The following is a 17,447-nucleotide window of genomic DNA, read 5'->3' on the forward strand; positions in this document are numbered from 1 at the left end:
AAATTATCTTTTTTGAGGCTTTGATTGTGGCAGGCAACGTCCAAATCGATCGCTTGGCTAAAGCGTCAGTGGCCTTGCCCAACGAGGGGACTGATGTAGTTGGCTCGCGTGAGCAAAACAACTCATGGGTTAGTGGTACTCTAGCTTGGTTAAGTCCGATCGCTGAACGCTGGCAGTACAGGCGGCCGGTTGCTTCTTTGACGGACAGTAACACTTCCCAAAAGGGGCTGCAGCGATGGCTGCGATTTCTCTCAGATCCAACATCTCGTGTACGTACGCGATTGACGAGAGAAGGTTTTCAGTTTGTTTTTCTACTGACCTTCTCATTGATCGCGGCAATCATTCAAAACATTAATCTGCTGGTCCTCTTGGCAGGATCTTTAGCCGGCATGTTGTTGATTCAGTGGCGACTTTGCTCTCGCACGCTCCATAGGATCAGCGTCAATCGCGGACTGCCATCGCTAGTGGAAGCTCGAAAGCCATTCAGCGTTGAGTTGGCGGTGGCGAATCCAAAACGTTGGTTGGGCTGTTGGTGGTTGATTATCAGTGAGTCGGTTCGCGCTAGTCGGAAAAATGCCGTGGGTAGCAATGAAACGCAATCACTGCTGATCAATGTAGAAAGGGTTTTGCCACAGGACACAACGACGGTCAATTATCTCTGCACGTGTATGCATCGCGGCGAATACTTTTTTCGTCGTGCGGAGCTATCAACGCGTTTTCCGTTGGCACTCATGCGGGGCATCCGTACCTTAGATAATGAGCAAAGTTTCTTGGTGCATCCTGCTTTTGGCCGTTTGGACTCCAACTGGCGTGAGACTTTAGAATTGCCCAGAGTCGGTGAACAGCAACGACGACTGCCGATGAGTGGTGGCGATGGTGAGTTCTTTGGATTGCGAGATTATCGCCCTGGGGATCCTATGAGGACCATTCATTGGCGCAGCAGTGCAAAACGCAATAGCTTGGTTGTTCGGCAGTACGAGCGGCAGGAGAACTACGAAGTAGCAATACTGCTGGATTTGACAGTGCCGGAGCCATCGCCGGAAGAATCTAAGAATTCAGCAAATCGCCAGCAGTTCAAACGCGGAATCACGGAGGCTGCGGAAGTCAGTCTGGAAATGACGATTTCGATTATTCGCGAGATCCTTCGTCAGCAAATGGGGGATGTGAATTTTGCAATTGCCGATGGTGGGATCAATGAAAGTTTTCGAGTTGTATCAAGCGTTCAAATGGCTGCTGTACTCAATCGATTGACAACCTCGCAGGCCAGCCGAAAATCGCGGTTTGCGCAAGTGGCAGATAAACTGCTGTTGAGCGTTTCTCCTCGGAATCCGGTGATTGTGATCAGTCTTCGCAACCGGGAAGATTCCGCCATTGACAGTCTACCGGCTCTGAAAGACTCATCGATTCGGGCAAAGAATTTGCGATGGGTTTCGATGCGCTCAGACGATTGGAAAAAGTACTTTACGCGCGGAGCGGATAACGATGAATGATGTTCGATTGCATCGGCTGACCGTGAACTTTGCGTTGTTGGCATTTGCGGCAGCGTGTCTGCTGGGGCTAGGGCAACGCTCATCTGCGATGCCTGGGCTGATTATATTGGGGGTGGTGTTGTCCTATGTGCTGACGGATCGATTACAGGTCTTTGTGCTACCGCGCTTGGCTGGCTACCTGGCGATGTTGGCAGGAGCCATGATTGCGATTGCCGAATGGCTCTTGACCAAGCGTATTGATCAGTTGCACGCAGTAGCCAATCTTTTGATCTATGTGCAATTTGGTTTGATGTTTCAGCAGAAAGACCGACGTGTTTTCGAACAGTGGGGAATCTTTTTGTTGCTTGAGTTGATCGTGGCTGCGCTTGTCAATGACAACCTGCTGTATGGCATGTTGTTGATCCCTGTGCTATTGGTTGGATGTTCGACTTTATTGTCGTATGCATCGTACGTTAGCAACACCAAGGCAGGTCAGACTGGCTTTGAATCGAATGCGTTCCTCTCTCGTATGCTCAAATGGCTTGGTAGAGATGCGGAACTTAAAGCACCGCGTGGTACGATCCAACTGAAATCGATGGTAAGTGTTTCTGATAATGAAAACTTAGCGGGCACTTTATTGGGAATACGTCGCACTTTACTTTTTGTGCTTAACATTCTGCTTTTTGCGACCGCTTTCTTTTATATCATGCCGCGACTTCAGAGCGGCGCGTACGAAGGTGCCGGGTTGACGCGACCTGTCGTAGGTTTTTCTGGAGAAGTCACTCTGGAACAAGTCGGGCAATTATTGGAGACCAATGCAGCGGCGCTCAAGATTCGTTTTATCAGTGTCTTCGATGGCAAGGAAATGCGGCCGATCGAGCCACCGTATATTCGCGGCGCGGTTTGCCATGTGTATACCGGACTTGGGCGATGGGAAAACCTGGATCGTGAAAACGTACCTTCGGAAATTGTCGTCTCTGCTCCCTCGACAAACGATGTCAAACCGGAAGTGACAGCCAGCACCGATGGGATCGAAATCATGGTGGAGGAGCAGACTTACTTTGAAAATGCGACCTTCAGTATTCCTCCGTTTTCCAGCACTAACACGCGTGGTTCATCGCTGGATGTATTGGCAACGGACTGGACCATATTGGATGAAGACCGTCGTACTCGTTCGCGGGTGAAGCAAAAGTATCGCTTTCGATCCTATGCGTTTAAGTCGGGCGTGCAGTCGCGTATTTTGCCCGTAATGTCGGATTGTTTGCGGCCTGAAATGGTGAATCATTCGACCCTGCAGCGTGCATCGCTAAATCGTTATCAGATTCTGGCAGAATTTGACCATCAGCTTTTTCCTGGCATCACGGCACTACGCGATAAGATCCTTGCCAAGGATGCTTCCAAAAGCCTTGCGGAAAAGGTTTTGACGTTAGAAGATCATTTGGTGACCTCACCTGATTTTACGTACTCATTAGCACCAAGTCCTAAGAGGCGGTTTGAAATTGATCCCATTGAGGATTTTGCGTCAAACCACAAAACTGGTCATTGCCAGTATTTTGCCTCGACTATGGCGATGATGCTGCGTTCGATGAACATTCCAGCCAGGATTGTGTTGGGTTTCAGGCCTAGCGATTTCAATACAACGGGTATGTATTTCGTGGTCAGACAGCGTCATGCCCATGCTTGGGTTGAGGCGTTTTTGACGCGAGAGCAACTGGAAGAAGCCGGACTTGATCTGCCTGCCGGAGTGACTTTGGGAGCGTGGCTGCGATTGGATCCTACTCCCGCTGGCGAAGGTTCAAACGCAGGCGGCTCGATTCGCAGTCGCATGGGGCAGTTTGAAACGCTTCAACAACTGTGGCAAGATTATGTGATGGGAGTTGATAGTTCCGATCAGCCACAAATGCTTCAACTTTTTGATGCCAAGAGCCAAGGGTTGTACGGTCAATTTAAAATGAGTTTAGAACGCATGATGTTTGCGTTGCAGAATAATCAACTGGTCGGTGGCGTGCTGACGCCGACAAACTGGTTCTCTCTGCAAGGGGCGATGGCCATGGTCGTCTTCGCATTCGCGTTAGTCCTGCTCTATCGCGGAATCTTGTTTGCTTTGAAGTATTACAGCAAGCTAAATCGGAAGCGTCGAGCAACTGACCTGCAGCGATCGACGCAAATCAGGTTCTACCGTCGAGTGATTCAGGCATTGGCAAAATTTCAACTTCGGCGGAAACCAAATCAGACGCCGCTGGAGTTCGCTCAGCAAGTCGAAGCGTTTTTCGCAGAGCGCAGGGAGGTCTTGGGAAATATCGAACCACAAGTTCAATTCTTGACGAGTATTTATTACCGTATACGCTTTGGCTTTGACGCCGCGATTCAAGAAGCCGAATGGCAAAAGATTGAAGCGGCGACGCAAGCCCTGGAACGACTGGCTGATGGACGCCCTCGTCATTTAGGCAAAGTCTCCATTTCCTAACACATTTTAAACCACTTAGATTGGTTGTTGATGATCGTTGCAATTGATGGCCCAGCAGGAGCGGGAAAAAGCGTGCTGGCGCGCAAGCTTGCAGCCGCATTGGATTTCGGGTTTCTCGATACGGGTGCTATGTATCGGGTAGCGACGCTTGCCTGCCTGGAAGCAAGGATCGATTTCGCTGAAGGTGCCCAGATTGCGCTCTGCGTGACGTCCGCATCGATCGAGTATTCAGAAAATTCCATTCGCTTGAACGGTCGAGATGTAACGCAGGAAATTCGTTCCCCTGAAGTAAGTCGCGTAATTCGACCCATTGCCGATAATGCGGAAGTCCGAGCGTTTATGGTCGATTGGCAGCGACGAATCGTGAATGCCGGCGACTATGTAACGGAAGGTCGCGATCAGGCCACTGTCGCGTTTCCGAACGCTCAATGCAAAATCTACCTTACTGCGTCGCCACTTGAACGAGCCACGCGACGTCATATGCAACTGGCAGCAAACGGAGTGCATATTCCGGTGGAAGCCATACTTGCAGAGCAGGAACAACGTGATTTTGATGATATCAATCGCCCACATGGTTCACTGAAAGTGGCGCAAGACGCGGTCTATGTACACACCGATGGAATGCACGAAGACCAGGTGCTGCAGCGGCTGATTGAAATTGTTAACCAATGTCGCCAACAGTGTCAAAACGAGCGGGCTTCGTAATTCTTAACTTTTCGACGAATCAACTAAATGGCTGACGTATCTTTACCTCGACGCATCCTCAACGACATTGTCTATCGAGTAACACATGGCTCATGTCGCCTACTGACCGTATTGCTGTTGGACTACCGCATTAGTGGACAAGACAATATGCCTGACGAGGGGGCGGTATTGATCCTCTGCAATCATCAGTCGACGCTTGATCCTGTATTGGCAGGTATCCTGTTTCGAAGGCGGCTGGTGTATTTGGCAAAGAAGTCATTGTTCAACAATCGGTTCTTTGGATTCTTGATTCGTTGCTATGATTCGATCCCCATCGATCGAGAACGAGGCGGACTGGAAGGCTTGCGTGAGATCTTGGCACGATTAAAAGATGGCAAGGCGGTGTTAATCTTCCCAGAAGGAACTCGCTCTAGGACCGGTGAGCTGTTGCCGATCAAGGGAGGTTTCTTGTCTGTTGCCAAGCGGAGTAACGCTACGCTTTTGCCAATGGCAGTGGTGGGTGGCTGTGAGATATTGAAAAAAGGAAAACTGCTGCCGCAGCGCAGGCCCGTGGCCGCGATCGTAGGCCAGCCTATTTCCATTGACGACTATCGTGAGCTAGACGACAAGCAGGTGGTGGCGATCGTTACCGAAAGGATGCAAGCTTGCTGGAACGAAGCACATGCGCTTCGCGCCACTTGCAATCCGTGATTGATGGGGAGTCGCGGTGGTTTTTAATCCGAGAAACCTGCTAGTAGAGCGAGTGTCCCTAAGCCGTAAAAAGTGTATTCAACGTCTTGTGCAGGATCCAAGGCGAATCCAGCAAAGCCACCGTTGGTTCGAGCCATCTTTGCAGCATACTTCGCAGCCCCTTTCCAATCGGCTAGCTCCAAGCTTTCCAATTCCCAAAGAGTCACCAATGCTGTGAAGGTACTCAGTAGGTCATCCAGAGGCATGCGTTGATTGGCTGCAAAGCCACCGTCTTCGGTTTGCATTTCCAGCAAGAACTGAACAACGCCAATGCGTGTTTGTGGGTCCATGGCCGATAGGCATTCAAGGGCGACCGCTGCAGCGGCTGTGGGATTAGTGCCAGACCGTTTGGCAACTCGAACTTCGAGGAAACCGCCGTCAGCTTGATGTTGTGCCATTAAGAAACCGATGCAAGGATCGTCGGTGGGAACTGGCAATTCGAGTAATTGTCGACACAGCACGACCAGGAAGGTTTGATAGGAACTCCCCAGCAAGCTTTCTTGCGATTTGGCAAAACCGCCATCCTCGCGGCGCAGCGTATCAAAGAAGGCAACAACTCGATTTGGCCAATCGGGAGCAAATTGTGCAAAAGGGTCGATGTCCGTTGCTGCTGCGATTAACTGTCCGCCATAGATCAGCGAAATGAGATCGACAATGCTTTGCGACCGGTTGAGTGAATCGCGTAGAAAGGACGCGGCTTTCAATGCGCATTGACCTTGCAGTTCGCCGAGGATGGCCAAGGTGCGCAAAGCGAAGCCGGTGTAGTACAGATCGCTGCTACCTTCGCGGCCCGACCAACCGCCATCGGGATTCTGACTCTGCAGGACGAAACTGCGATGCGGTTCTAGTATGTCGTCGCCTAGCAGCGAAGCGCCAGCGAGCATCTGGAGCGTCAATCGCTGAAGAAATGGAATCTGACTCAAAGCCGGCCCGTCTAATGAACGTTGCTTACGCTGCTCGCGCTTCCAACGCCGAAAGGCTGATCGCTTGCAGCACACCATGATCTACTTCGTACACTGCATCAGCCAACTCCAACAGAGCTTCGCGATGCGTGATGATGATCATTGTACGTCGGCCACGGTGTTCTCGTAATGACTGGCGAATTAATAACTCGCTGTGCATGTCAATTTGCGATGTGCATTCGTCCAGGATAAGGAACTCGGGGTTTCGCAACAAAGCCCTGGCGAGCGAAATGCGTTGCCTCTGGCCGCCGGACAACCGGTGGCCGCCATGCCCGACGCGTGTTTCATAGCCATCAGGCAGCGTTGCAATAAACTCATGGGCATGGGCTTCCTTCGCAGCCTGAATCGCTTGCTCTCGCGTCGATTCCGTTGCACCGTAAGTGATGTTGTAAAGGATAGTGTTGTTGAACAATTCCGTCTGTTGTGTGACCAGAGCGATACGTCGGCGAAGGTCTTGGACGTTCATTTCCTTCAAATCAACGCCATCGATTTTGACGGTGCCTTCAATTGGATCGTAAAAACGACACAGTAGGTTGATCATGGTGGATTTACCACTTCCATTTGCACCGACGATCGCAACCGTCGACCCGAACGGAATCTCCAAGTTTACTGAGCTCAATACGCGATGGTCAGGGCGGTATGCGAATGATACATTCGATAGTTCCAGTTTGCGATGAGGTTCAGCTACCGTCTTAGGTTCAACCGGGTCGACGATCTTATTCTGATGATCCAGGACCAAATAAATAGCATCGGCTGCTACACTGCCAGTGTAGATGCTGGAATAGATGGAGCTAAGCTTTCGCAGCGGATCGCTCATTCCAACAAGCATGCCGAAGAACGTCAACAGTGCATGGACGGTCATGGGTTCGTTGGCGACAACAACCCCGAACAGCGATGTCTTCTGGCGGAGCACCAGATACGAGCCACAGATAATCGTTGTGCAAATCATACTTAAGCCAAGGAACTCAATGACCGGTTTAGCTAAGGCGGTAAAGAATGTTACCTTTAGTCCAATCTTCCGCATCATCATGGTCGAGTCATTGAAACGCTGCGATTCATGCTCCTCCATGCCATACGCTTGAACGGTCTGCATATTGTGCAGTGATTCGAGCATCACTTCATGGAACATGGCGGTTTGTCCAAGAATTCGCCGTGTTACCGATTTTAAACGACGCGTAATCCAAATCAGTGTATAGCCCACGAAAGGCGCAATGACGACGCTCAGCAGTAATAGACGCCAATTGATCAATGCCGCGCCGATTACGCAACCGATGATTTTCAGCGGTTCTCGGACGGCAGATCCAAGGACGTTCACCAATCCGCCCGTCAGACCTTCTGTAGTATGTGTGATGTGGGCGCTAAAGCCTGCGATGCCATGCTGTGAATAGCTTGCCCGATCCATGTAAAGTGCCGTCGAAAACAGCTTGGAACGAAGATTCCGTGAAACATCGATAGCTACTCTAGCGACCAACAGTTCGTTGGTTACCAAAAACACATGCTTGACCACAGTTGAGATCATGAGCACGCCAACGATCAAGACAATCGTCTGGAATGCATTTTTCGGTAGCCAACGGTCTACAAAGGGTTGGAACTTCTTGTAGTAGTCGCTCGAGCCCTGTGCGTTATCGCGGCTCTTTATCACAGCGGTCGACTGAATGGTGAAGTCTTGCTCGGACAGTTCGCCATTGGCTTGCGCCGCTTGCAGCCTCTCCAGTTCCGCTTGGAAATTCGTTGCCAAAGTATTGTTGTTGACGACTTGTTCATCGACCCACTCTTGGATTGACTTGTCTTCAAGGACCACTTGCAAAATAGGGTAGAAGGCTCCAATGTTCGCCGACCAAAGGATCGCAACAAAAACGGAGCAGAGTGTCGCTACCGCGATGGACGGCCAGTGCTTGAGTGCGTCTTTAAGTGCTCGGCGGAAGTTTCGCATTGTAAAACGTATCTAGTGGTTCAAAGGTTAAGAAGATTGGAGTTAAAACGGTACGTTCGGTCGATACCTGACTAAGCCGCGTTAGAACGTCGCGCCAAGTCGGGGGGGGCCGAACCGGAGGTCTCCAGCATCTGCTGCAACTGATTTGCACCCCAATGGGAGAAATCGATTCGTCGATAAAACATCCAAGGCTCGCAGCGGAACACTTGGCGGATTAAAAAATTGGTTTGCAGAGCGCAAGCGTATCTATCGAAGCGGCGGTGTTTCCGACCGTACAAAACAATTTGGCTTGGGTTAAGGAACAAGCGATCAAAGCCATGCTTGATCAGCGAGCGATGAAAGCCCACATGTTCGATATCTTCGCCTTCGTAGGTGCCATTCGCGAACGCCTCATAGGTGTAAATGCCTAAGCCACCAAAGCAAGACGCAATAGGTACCATGGCTTCGCCACGTTGAAAATGTATCGCATTGACTTCACTGGTTGTCATCGGCGTCATTTGCTGGTCCATCCGGAAGGCCCACGCATCGTAATGTGCCAGATGATTGCTCCGTAGACCTTTTCGCTTGTAGATCATCCCATTGGAGCCGACGAAATCCCAGCCGGTTTGGCCGATCGAGTGAGCGATACCATCAGGACTCCAACCACCTATCAAGTCTGTATCCAAAAGCACCACGTAATCAGCTTTGGGCGTGTGTTCCAAGATGTACTGTTGGACGCAGTTACGATAATAGGCCATCCAACGAGCTCGTGAACTACATCGGATTGGACGATTTACTGGTGCTTCCAATTGCTCGCAGACCAACTGGACTTTCCGATTCATGCCTGACCATGCTTGTAGTAACTGTCGCGTGTGGTCTGCCGAGTCGTTCTCGTAAACGACGACGTTGTAGTCAGCGAAGCTTCTACCAAGTGACTCAATTCGCAAAATAGTCGCTGGGAGGATGTGGGAGACGTTTCGCGCAAGCCCAGCAATGACCACCGTCGAGTTTCGCATCCGGTCGTAACCAGCTTGCACGTCGCGATGGTACGCAGCGGAATCGGTCGCCGAAGGCGAAAAGCGACTCTCATCGAATTGAACAAAATCAAAAATATTCATTGTTTACCAAACCGCTGTTTTCGGTTCGGGGCAGAAGTAGAAATCCTAAGCTTCGCCGAACTTGGTGCGTTGCCACCATTGCAGAATTTGCCGACTGAAGCAACGTCGTTTTTACGCTTCCAGCCAAGAGTGATTGCAATTTTTTTGACGCGAACGCAGGCGGCCGCATTCTAGACTGCGGAATTGTCAGACGGGAGAAGTCGCTAGAGTTGCGAAGAGATTGAGAAATGTCGAGGCAAAAAAATAGCCAGCCCAGCGAGGAGGTGTTCACTGGGCCGGCTAAATGAGTCACTAACGCTTCCGGGCGATCATCCAGAATCAAGTGGCGACTTGAACTCTGCAGAAGCTATCAGCTATAAAAAGGGACGGTCTGCGATGAAGTTTTCAAATATTGGGTGCCGATTCTCTGTATTCCACAAAGAATCACTCAGAGCTGGCAATTAAAACATTTCGTCTTCGTCGCGAGGCTCTTGGGTATCGTCTTCAAAATTGAAGCTTTGCAGTTGCTCACGGTAGGAGTCTCGTTCGCGACGGGTTGCTTCCAAATCGAACACAAGATACTTCATGTCCAATCGCAACTGGCCAAGTGCTTCTTGGACTAAGTTCAGAATCTTGCGGCGGCGATTGGTACTTTCGACAACTCGCTGAAAGGCTGGCACAAGCGTCACGCGTTGAGCGACTGGAAGTGCATCAATTGCCTTTTGCAACTCGGCAAGTTCTACTGGAGTTTCATTTGCAAAGGCTTCGTTAGTCTTGGCTGCTGCACTCATGGTTCGCTCTCTAATTCAACAAGGGAAGGTTGCGGTCAGTCAACATCTTTGACTGATTCGCGTCATCAAGTTTGATGTTTTATCACTATCGCAGTTCGAATGCCAAACGTCGTTGTGACAGCTAACAATCGTACCTAAATGAATGAAAGTCAAGGACTTAGAGTTTTCTACGCAGTCGCTACAGATTTCCTGCCTGTTTCAGCTTGTTGCAAAATCGCAACCTAACCCATCTTGCGTTATCGACCTAACTTCCAGTATTTAAAGCAGTTACGTGTTTCCGGAGCTTCGAATTCCGGGTGTTGCACGAAATCCACACGCCACTTGAAAAATTCAGGTCGAATTCGCATTGTGCAGATTGAATCGAATTTGTGCTGAGCTGGACAGTTCATGGACGCTTGCAAGCTACAACTCGACGCCTCAAACTTGAGCGAAAAGCGAAAATGTTTTCATTTTCGAGCTTCGTCGCACCAATTTACCCAGCCCAAAAGCTTCCATCGACCGGCCGATGTTGCGTTTTCGCAACACTTATTACCATCGGTTGGGTTCATGGTTACCGTGTCCCGTCAGTTCTTCGTTTTTACGCTGCTGTTTATCTTCCAAGGGCTGGTGCTTTCCATCGCACAGGGCCAGATCAGGGATGGTTTTGAATCGGGACCACCTCGAATTCTACTATGGAGCTCGGATGCGAACGCACGCATAACGTCCAGCGAACTTACGACGGTCATGCCTTACTCAGGCCAAAGCAGCGAGTCGGTAGAGGTGAATTGCGCGGGTGGTTCTTTCATTTATATGGTTTACCCAATCCGTCCCGCCGCCCTCATTCCTGAATTGACTTGCAGTGCCTACATGCGAGCCGCCCCTCGTGGTCTACGAATGGGGTTGCGAGTGATTTTGCCCAGGTCAATCCATCCGGCCAGCGGAACACCCGCGCATGTGCTGGTATTTGGCAATAGCAATGAAGGCCGTGGCAAGTGGTCGCAACTTGCGGTAACAAACATCAAGTCCGAGTTTGACGCTCAGCTCCGCATCCTTAATCAAGCTGTTGGCTACGTCGTTGATGCATCCAACGCGTATGTGGATGCGATTGTGTTTGATGTCTACAGCGGTCCGGGGGCTACGAAGTTTCAGATCGATGACTTGGCCGTCGATGGTTTGGTCGATGCCAACGCAGGTCCCATCGAAGACTTCCCAACGACCTTTACATCGGCCAGTGCGGTTCCTGAGGCATTGGATATCGCAACTCAGTTGGCGCGAATGCAGCGGACGGTGCCACGCATCGCACAATATCGCAATGAGAGTTTAGACTGGTTGAAGTCATTGGGATTCACCGCGGTTCTCACAGAGAACGAAGCCGATTCGCTATTGGTTCAGCAAGCCAGTAGGACAGGCTTGCAACTCATTGCTCCTCCGCCGTTACACCTGCATTCGCTCAGCGGAGAAAGTCTTGGCGCAGCGATCACCAGTTGGCATCTTTCCTCGGCCGCATCACTGGATGACCTTGAGCATACGCGGAAGATCGCCGTTGAGTCAAACAACTTTCCATCGCACATGGCTCATCCTCGTTTCGTCGAAGCGATGGAGTCGCACGCACTCTACAGTCGATTAGCAGAGATTGTCGCCTTTCCAATGCCACTGCCTACCACCATCAATTCAAACCAACAGTCCAATCGAATGGTTAGCGAGCAATTGCGTCAGTCAGGATCTCGGGCGTTGCCGATTGCATCGATTGTTGTTGAACCACCTTACGCTTGGTCCAAGCAATGTGAAGTATTTACTTCGCAGTTCAATGCTCGTGGGCAATTCTTGGGGGCAGCAAGCGACCCTGCAAGCGTGGTCCAACTTCGTCATACACTTGCCCGTACCATTATGCTTGGTTTCAAAGGGGCTTTCTTTCGTTCAACCACTGCCCTGGACTCGGGGCTTGAAAAAGATCTGGCCCGTGCCAGGATGATGAGTGCCGCGAATGCAGAACTGGAATTCTTTCGGCCTTGGATCGAAAGCGGATTAGAACCTCAACCCATTGCGGCGATTGCAAATTCGCTGTTTACCGGAGCGGCCATCAATACCGAACGATCTTCGCTGGTCACACTGCTTACTCAAGGCGAGTTCGACCAAATCGCGCCCGTCTCTCCGCAACGTACCAACTTGGACTTCGATATTCCAAGACAGAATACTGGCGAACAGGCCTATCGGCTAACTAACGGGACGTTGGAGTCGTTGCCCCTGACAGCAAAGCCAGAAGGTTGGGGGATTCGAATTAGCAATCCCGCCATTGTCGAGTATGTGGTTGTAACCAATGACCGAGCGGTGCTTCAGTATTTGCAATCTTCGTTGCCCAACTACGCCCGGCAGATCGCGTCCAATCGAGTGGAGGCCGCCGCTGAAATACTAACCCTAGCGCAAAGCACACTGCATCAAGAGGGCTTAGCGCTTAACAATCCCTGGTGGACGCGTTTGCAAGAAGCCGAATCGGTCTTGCGCAACGCGACCACCTATCAATCCCAGAACAACTTGTCGGCTGCCATTCGAGATAGCGATCAATCGCTGAACACAAGCTTGGAGATCTTGCGCAGCAGTTGGTTGCGCTCGCAGTCGAATTTCGTCGATCCACGCAGCAGCCCATTCTTAGCGAATTTGAGTAGTTTGCCGTTGCATTGGCAAATGGTCCGTATGACAGCCGGTCGTCAATGGCAGCGACACGAAATACCCGCGGCACAGTTCGAAAATTTACAGCAGATGACAGACCTAGGGTGGTCGCACAGTCGACGAATGACCGACCGAGTCGACCACCAGTTCGCTGTGATGCAAGACGCGACTTCGGTTAATCGGTCGACCATGTTGGTTGCCGCCCGCAGCCGAAATGGCGAAGTCATTCCAGGTGGTTTTGCAGGCTCGACCATGCGCGTGCGTACGCCCCCGATGGAAGCCTGGCCGGGACGTGTGATTCGCTTAAGTGGTCGAGTTATGATCGAGCACCCCAGCGACCAACCACTGGCAGGGATTCTATGTTGCGACTCACTTGGCGGCTCAGCCCTTGGAGTTCCAGTTGCGGCCGATCAAAGTAAACTTGGTGTATGGCAAGATTTCGAAATTTTTCGTATTGCTACCCAGGAAACGCCACTGCAATTTTACTTCGACGTGCGAGGCGCGATTGCTGCAAGGATCGACGGTTTGACATTGGAATCGCTCACCCTCACGCCAACCAGCAATTATCTTACGGTCCCTGCTGATCAATAAAAGACCGCGATGGGCCGATGGATTGAAATCGGAATTCAATGCGAATTGAGGGTATTCGCACTATGCTTTATGAACGTCTGATTCTATAGTGAAAGTGTGGTCGGAAGACCACACAACCTCCGGCCGTCATAAAGGCAGAGGGACCATAAATTTGCGTTGGCCAAGATCACTAAGGGCTCGTACAAGTGTACGCTCGATTTTCGCCAGTCTCGCAGCGGCTCCGATTCATGCCGCCAACGGTCGGAGGATTTTTCTTACACTCTTTAGATTAGCCACAGTGCCAGTTGCATAAAAGCAGCTACTACCAGCAAAAATACTGTGGTCCACACCATATTCGCCAGCCAGTTCCGCAGAATCAGCGGTCGCTGCTCATGCCTGGTGGCGGAAATGACCAACGAAACCGCCAGCAGTACCGGTATAAAATACAGCAAGTACGCAGGGGTCATCGAAATCATGGGGCGTTCCGTTAATCAATCGCAGAAACTAGATAGTATTCCTTGAAGATTAATCGAAAAATGTAATTTCCGAAAGGGGCGCTTCTGGCTGCGAATGCCTCCACAGGTACGCTGTAAAGAAGCGCCGGCTAAGTCGTGACCTTCAATGCAACAGACTCTACTTGCGGAACAATCGTCAGCTTTTGAATCGCTTGTGCTGCATCGAGATCCTCCTTCAGTACGACATGATACTGGTACTGGATTGCACTGCCGCGTCGCACCGTTTCCACACCCATCAAATCAAAAAAAGTTGTCATCTCCGAAAGAATTCCTAACCAAGTGGAATCAGAGCCTAACGTGGATTGTAAGGTCAAACAAAACGGTCGTTTCGTATCGCTCGCTTGGTTCGTAAGCTGGCTGGCGAAAGGTAGAGCAGAGATGATCATCACCAGCACTACCCCACACGCAGCTATAGCGTACTGCCCTGCCCCGATCGCCATTCCAGTTACCACCGTTGCCAAAACAAAGGCGACATCTTGAGTTGAAGAGACGGCCGTTCGGAAGCGGACGATCGAAAGAGCCCCCACCAAACTAAATGCCCTAGCGACATTAGAGCCAATGATCTGCGTTGCCATGGCTATCAACACACACATCAACACCAACGTCAGTGTCAACGTTTCATCAGTCGCACTGCCACTACGATGCTTTGCAATCCAAGCGATACAGCCTCCCGCAATTGCAGAGAGGACTAATCGAATCAACATCACATACAAGTCAGTGGAGTCGACTTGTTCCAACGAGAAAACGTCCGGCATCCGATTAAGGACTTTCTTTAAAATCTGTGTCCCTTCAGGCAACCAAACCGAACATGAGATCATGTCGGAAGGTGACAACTGAAGTTCGATATTTGGAAAACTTGCTACGTGCCAGTTGGAATTCGAGCATTAACTGCTTGAACAATGGTGGCAGTACTTCTGTGAACTTTAGCTCCAGTATTTCTTCGTCACATAGCATCCGCGAATCTTGCTGGTCCAACTGTTTTGGAATTGTCCAGTCCTTGGCGGCAGCTCCACGGATGTTGCAATCGATAGTTAATCGCATCGCCGCACCTGAAATGTTAGCAACGCGAGCAAATCGGTCATACGAAATATAAGTCGATGGTTCCAACTGATACTTTCGCACTCGCTCTTGAAACCATGCGAACTCAGGCTCCGATGGACTTTCGCCGCTACCAAGCGATGTAAGCGCCGGGGACGCAGGTTCCATTGGTTTACTCAAGTCCGCGAGAAACCGACTCGCAAATTCATTTTCCACCAAATGCGTCCGGCGTTTGCCAACCACGTCATTCGACTTACGTTTGGTTTCCAACCAGATGACTGGTTCGTGACCATATCGTCGAACGCGATGCTTGCGCTTGGTGCACTGAGGATTCTTGTGAAAGATGTCCAAAGCAGGCGTGTCCAAGTACAAAGAATTGATCCGATACTCGTCCGTTGCCTGGTCTGGAATGTTTTCATCACGATCCATATGCTCTTGAGCCCATTGTCGAATGGCACGCGAGAGTTGAGCGTCGATTGAAAACTTCAACTCAACGCGTTTGGCAATCAAATCACTCATAGTGGTGCGTTTCTCCTCTGATTATCTCGCTGCTTCCTGGTAGCTGTTTAGATAGCTGCTGCGCTCGATGGCAAAATCTCGTAATCGCATCGCAGCGCCAGGTGAGAATGGTTTCCCAGGCTCGCGATCAACGTCTTGGTTCGCCTTTGGCATTTCACCAGTAGACGTTGCATGGACAAATGCGTCATAGGATCCCAGCTTCCGCGTGTCGGCCTTTACCTCCGCATCGATCAAATCGCGATACTCCTGAACGACGGGTCCCAACGCGTCCCAAGCCAAAGACTTGGTTGCGATCGTTTTTACGTTAGCCAGATACTGGCTTCGCAAGGCGGGTACCGCCAAAACCTTGCTCCTTAGTGGTTTGGTCTGGTCGTCCAAGCCGACCAACGGATCCAATTTGACGCCTTCTACCGGCGCGATACCAGAGCGGCCACCGAAACCACCTCGAGGTCCGCCAGCGAAGTCTGCGGGGCCGGGGAATCCTTCCGGTGGTCCAAATCCAGGTGGTGGTCCAAATCCAGGTGGTGGATCGAAGCCAGGTGGTGGATCGAAGCCAGGTGGTGGTCCGCCTGCTTGCATACCGCCAGGAGGGCCAAAGCCGCCCATGCCAGGCCCCATCGGCTTGCGAAATGCTTCATTCATGTCCCCTGGAATCATATGAAAGATTCCATTGGGATCGCGATAGATGCTGTAGTCACTTGCGCGAATCCAATAGCCGTCGCAATTGATTAGCGCGTTATCGAGCGCCAAGAACCAAAGCAATCCGTTAACATCGACGACCTTTCGCAATTCGCCCTCCAGCGACTCGGTCGGTGTTTCGTTCAAGATGCGGCAGAGACTGACAAGTGCTTGCCAGTCCTGGTCATCGCCAGACTTCATTTCATACTTGCTCTTGTAAGCCTGCAAGTCCTCGCCCATGTACGCCAAACCTGCGTTACCCATCGGAGATCCTGAGACTTTCCAACGCGCTCCTTTGCCGGTATCGAAGTTCTCCTTTAAGAACTCCTTATTGAACTGCTGCATGTTGGTATAGATGCCCCAGCTTTCACCATTGATCACCAGCTTGACCAAGTTCGCTTTGGGGGTCGGAATGTACTGCCTCGCAATATGGGAGTACAAGACAGCTCCCAACATCGAGTCGTCCTCGTGCGCGTTCAACAAGTTTAACGTTTTGTAACCATACAGCTTTTGGCCATTCTCAACATAATCTACCGATAAGTTCAGCGAACGTTTATGTCCAGTACCGACCATCATGTAAGAGGACATTCCGCGAAATCGGACTCCGACGCCAGGGTATTGGTGGCCATCGACAATCAACGTGGCAGGCACATCGACGTCGGTGCCATGGAAGTCCTCTAACGTTTTTTCCCAATCGGCTTCTTCAAAGGTCAAAAAGATAGTGCGCAGCGTGTTGGCATCGTAAAGCGCTGCATCGGAAGCCTGGACATCAGACACATTGACTTTGGGGCCTTCGGAAAAAGGCTCCAGTTCATGCCCACCGGGACCACGTCCGCCTCCAAAACCGCCGCGACGTCCCTCAGGCCTGCCTCCTTCTCGCCCATTGCCTCCACCGCGTGGCCCGCCTTCAGCGCGTGGCTCTCTCCCTTGAGCGTTGCCTTCGGGGCGACCGCCACCCGGCGGTCCGAACCCGCCACCACGTCGTCCGCCAAAACCGCCTCGCGGGCGGCTGTTTGCGACCTCGTCAGAGTTCAAGTACTCGCGAGCTTTGGCTCTTTCCGATTGATCCAACCAGCCGTTGGCGTCTGCATCAAACTTTTTGAGGATCTCCAGATTAGGTCGATTCATGCCGCCCGGTCCACCAAAGCCGGGGCCGCCGAAGCCCGGTCCGCCGAAGCCCGGTCCACCAAAGCCCGGTCCACCAAAGCCGGGACCGCCGAAGCCCGGTCCGCCGAAGCCGGGTCCGCCAGGACTTTGTTCATTGCCAGGAGCTTGAGCATGCAGAACTCCTGTAGCCGCTAGCTGTGGTACTACCAAAATCGAAGTGAGCAGGATTTTTTTAAACATAT

At 51.2% G+C, this 17,447-nt stretch carries 13 protein-coding genes; 5 read left to right on the forward strand and 8 right to left on the reverse strand.

Annotated elements, in window-relative coordinates; all coding sequences use genetic code 11:
• The first annotated feature begins 26 nt into the window (after window positions 1–26).
• The 4 genes from SH302x_RS07050 to SH302x_RS07065 are packed head-to-tail and all read left to right on the forward strand — an operon-like array spanning window position 27 to window position 5,331.
• Window positions 27–1,490, forward strand: coding sequence for a DUF58 domain-containing protein (locus SH302x_RS07050; RefSeq protein WP_479368026.1), 1,464 nt, complete (start codon window positions 27–29; stop codon window positions 1,488–1,490).
• Complete coding sequence (locus tag SH302x_RS07055; RefSeq protein ID WP_479368027.1) at window positions 1,483–3,936, forward strand: transglutaminase TgpA family protein; 2,454 nt, start codon at window positions 1,483–1,485, stop codon at window positions 3,934–3,936. Before SH302x_RS07050 ends, SH302x_RS07055 begins: the two co-directional genes overlap by 8 nt.
• Window positions 3,937–3,966: 30 nt before the next feature.
• On the forward strand, window positions 3,967–4,641 hold the full coding sequence (gene cmk / locus SH302x_RS07060; protein WP_479368028.1) for a (d)CMP kinase: 675 nt from the start codon (window positions 3,967–3,969) through the stop codon (window positions 4,639–4,641).
• A 27-nt stretch (window positions 4,642–4,668) separates the two neighbouring features.
• A complete protein-coding gene (locus tag SH302x_RS07065; RefSeq protein WP_479368029.1) occupies window positions 4,669–5,331 on the forward strand; it encodes a lysophospholipid acyltransferase family protein in 663 nt (220 codons plus the stop codon).
• A gap of 23 nt (window positions 5,332–5,354) precedes the next feature.
• Here the strand turns inward: SH302x_RS07065 and SH302x_RS07070 are convergent, their stop codons facing one another.
• The 4 genes from SH302x_RS07070 to SH302x_RS07085 form a co-directional block, all read right to left on the reverse strand.
• The gene (locus tag SH302x_RS07070) at window positions 5,355–6,293 is read right to left on the reverse strand and encodes a prenyltransferase/squalene oxidase repeat-containing protein (protein WP_479368030.1); all 939 of its coding nucleotides are present in this window, start codon (window positions 6,291–6,293) and stop codon (window positions 5,355–5,357) included.
• Window positions 6,294–6,318: 25 nt separating this feature from the next.
• The gene (locus tag SH302x_RS07075) at window positions 6,319–8,265 is read right to left on the reverse strand and encodes an ABC transporter ATP-binding protein (RefSeq protein ID WP_479368031.1); all 1,947 of its coding nucleotides are present in this window, start codon (window positions 8,263–8,265) and stop codon (window positions 6,319–6,321) included.
• 71 nt (window positions 8,266–8,336) lie between these two features.
• Window positions 8,337–9,362: a hypothetical protein gene (locus SH302x_RS07080; protein WP_479368032.1), complete on the reverse strand. Its 1,026-nt coding sequence runs from the start codon at window positions 9,360–9,362 to the stop codon at window positions 8,337–8,339.
• Window positions 9,363–9,802: 440 nt separating this feature from the next.
• Window positions 9,803–10,132: a transcriptional regulator gene (locus tag SH302x_RS07085; protein WP_479368033.1), complete on the reverse strand. Its 330-nt coding sequence runs from the start codon at window positions 10,130–10,132 to the stop codon at window positions 9,803–9,805.
• 546 nt (window positions 10,133–10,678) lie between these two features.
• Between SH302x_RS07085 and SH302x_RS07090 the strand changes: the two genes are divergently transcribed.
• Window positions 10,679–13,369, forward strand: a complete 2,691-nt coding sequence (locus SH302x_RS07090) for a hypothetical protein (RefSeq protein ID WP_479368034.1) — start codon at window positions 10,679–10,681, stop codon at window positions 13,367–13,369.
• 263 nt (window positions 13,370–13,632) lie between these two features.
• Here SH302x_RS07090 and SH302x_RS07095 read toward each other — a convergent pair whose 3' ends face one another.
• The 4 genes from SH302x_RS07095 to SH302x_RS07110 form a co-directional block, all read right to left on the reverse strand.
• Entirely contained in the window at window positions 13,633–13,824 is a 192-nt protein-coding gene (locus SH302x_RS07095) for a hypothetical protein (RefSeq protein WP_479368035.1), read from the reverse strand.
• Window positions 13,825–13,952: 128 nt separating this feature from the next.
• Window positions 13,953–14,618, reverse strand: a complete 666-nt coding sequence (locus tag SH302x_RS07100) for a DUF4956 domain-containing protein (protein WP_479368036.1) — start codon at window positions 14,616–14,618, stop codon at window positions 13,953–13,955.
• A gap of 34 nt (window positions 14,619–14,652) precedes the next feature.
• Window positions 14,653–15,420, reverse strand: coding sequence for a polyphosphate polymerase domain-containing protein (locus tag SH302x_RS07105; RefSeq protein ID WP_479368037.1), 768 nt, complete (start codon window positions 15,418–15,420; stop codon window positions 14,653–14,655).
• A 21-nt stretch (window positions 15,421–15,441) separates the two neighbouring features.
• Complete coding sequence (locus SH302x_RS07110) at window positions 15,442–17,445, reverse strand: CotH kinase family protein (protein WP_479368038.1); 2,004 nt, start codon at window positions 17,443–17,445, stop codon at window positions 15,442–15,444.
• Window positions 17,446–17,447: the final 2 nt, after the last annotated feature.

This window comes from Njordella calcicola, assembly GCF_056494125.1.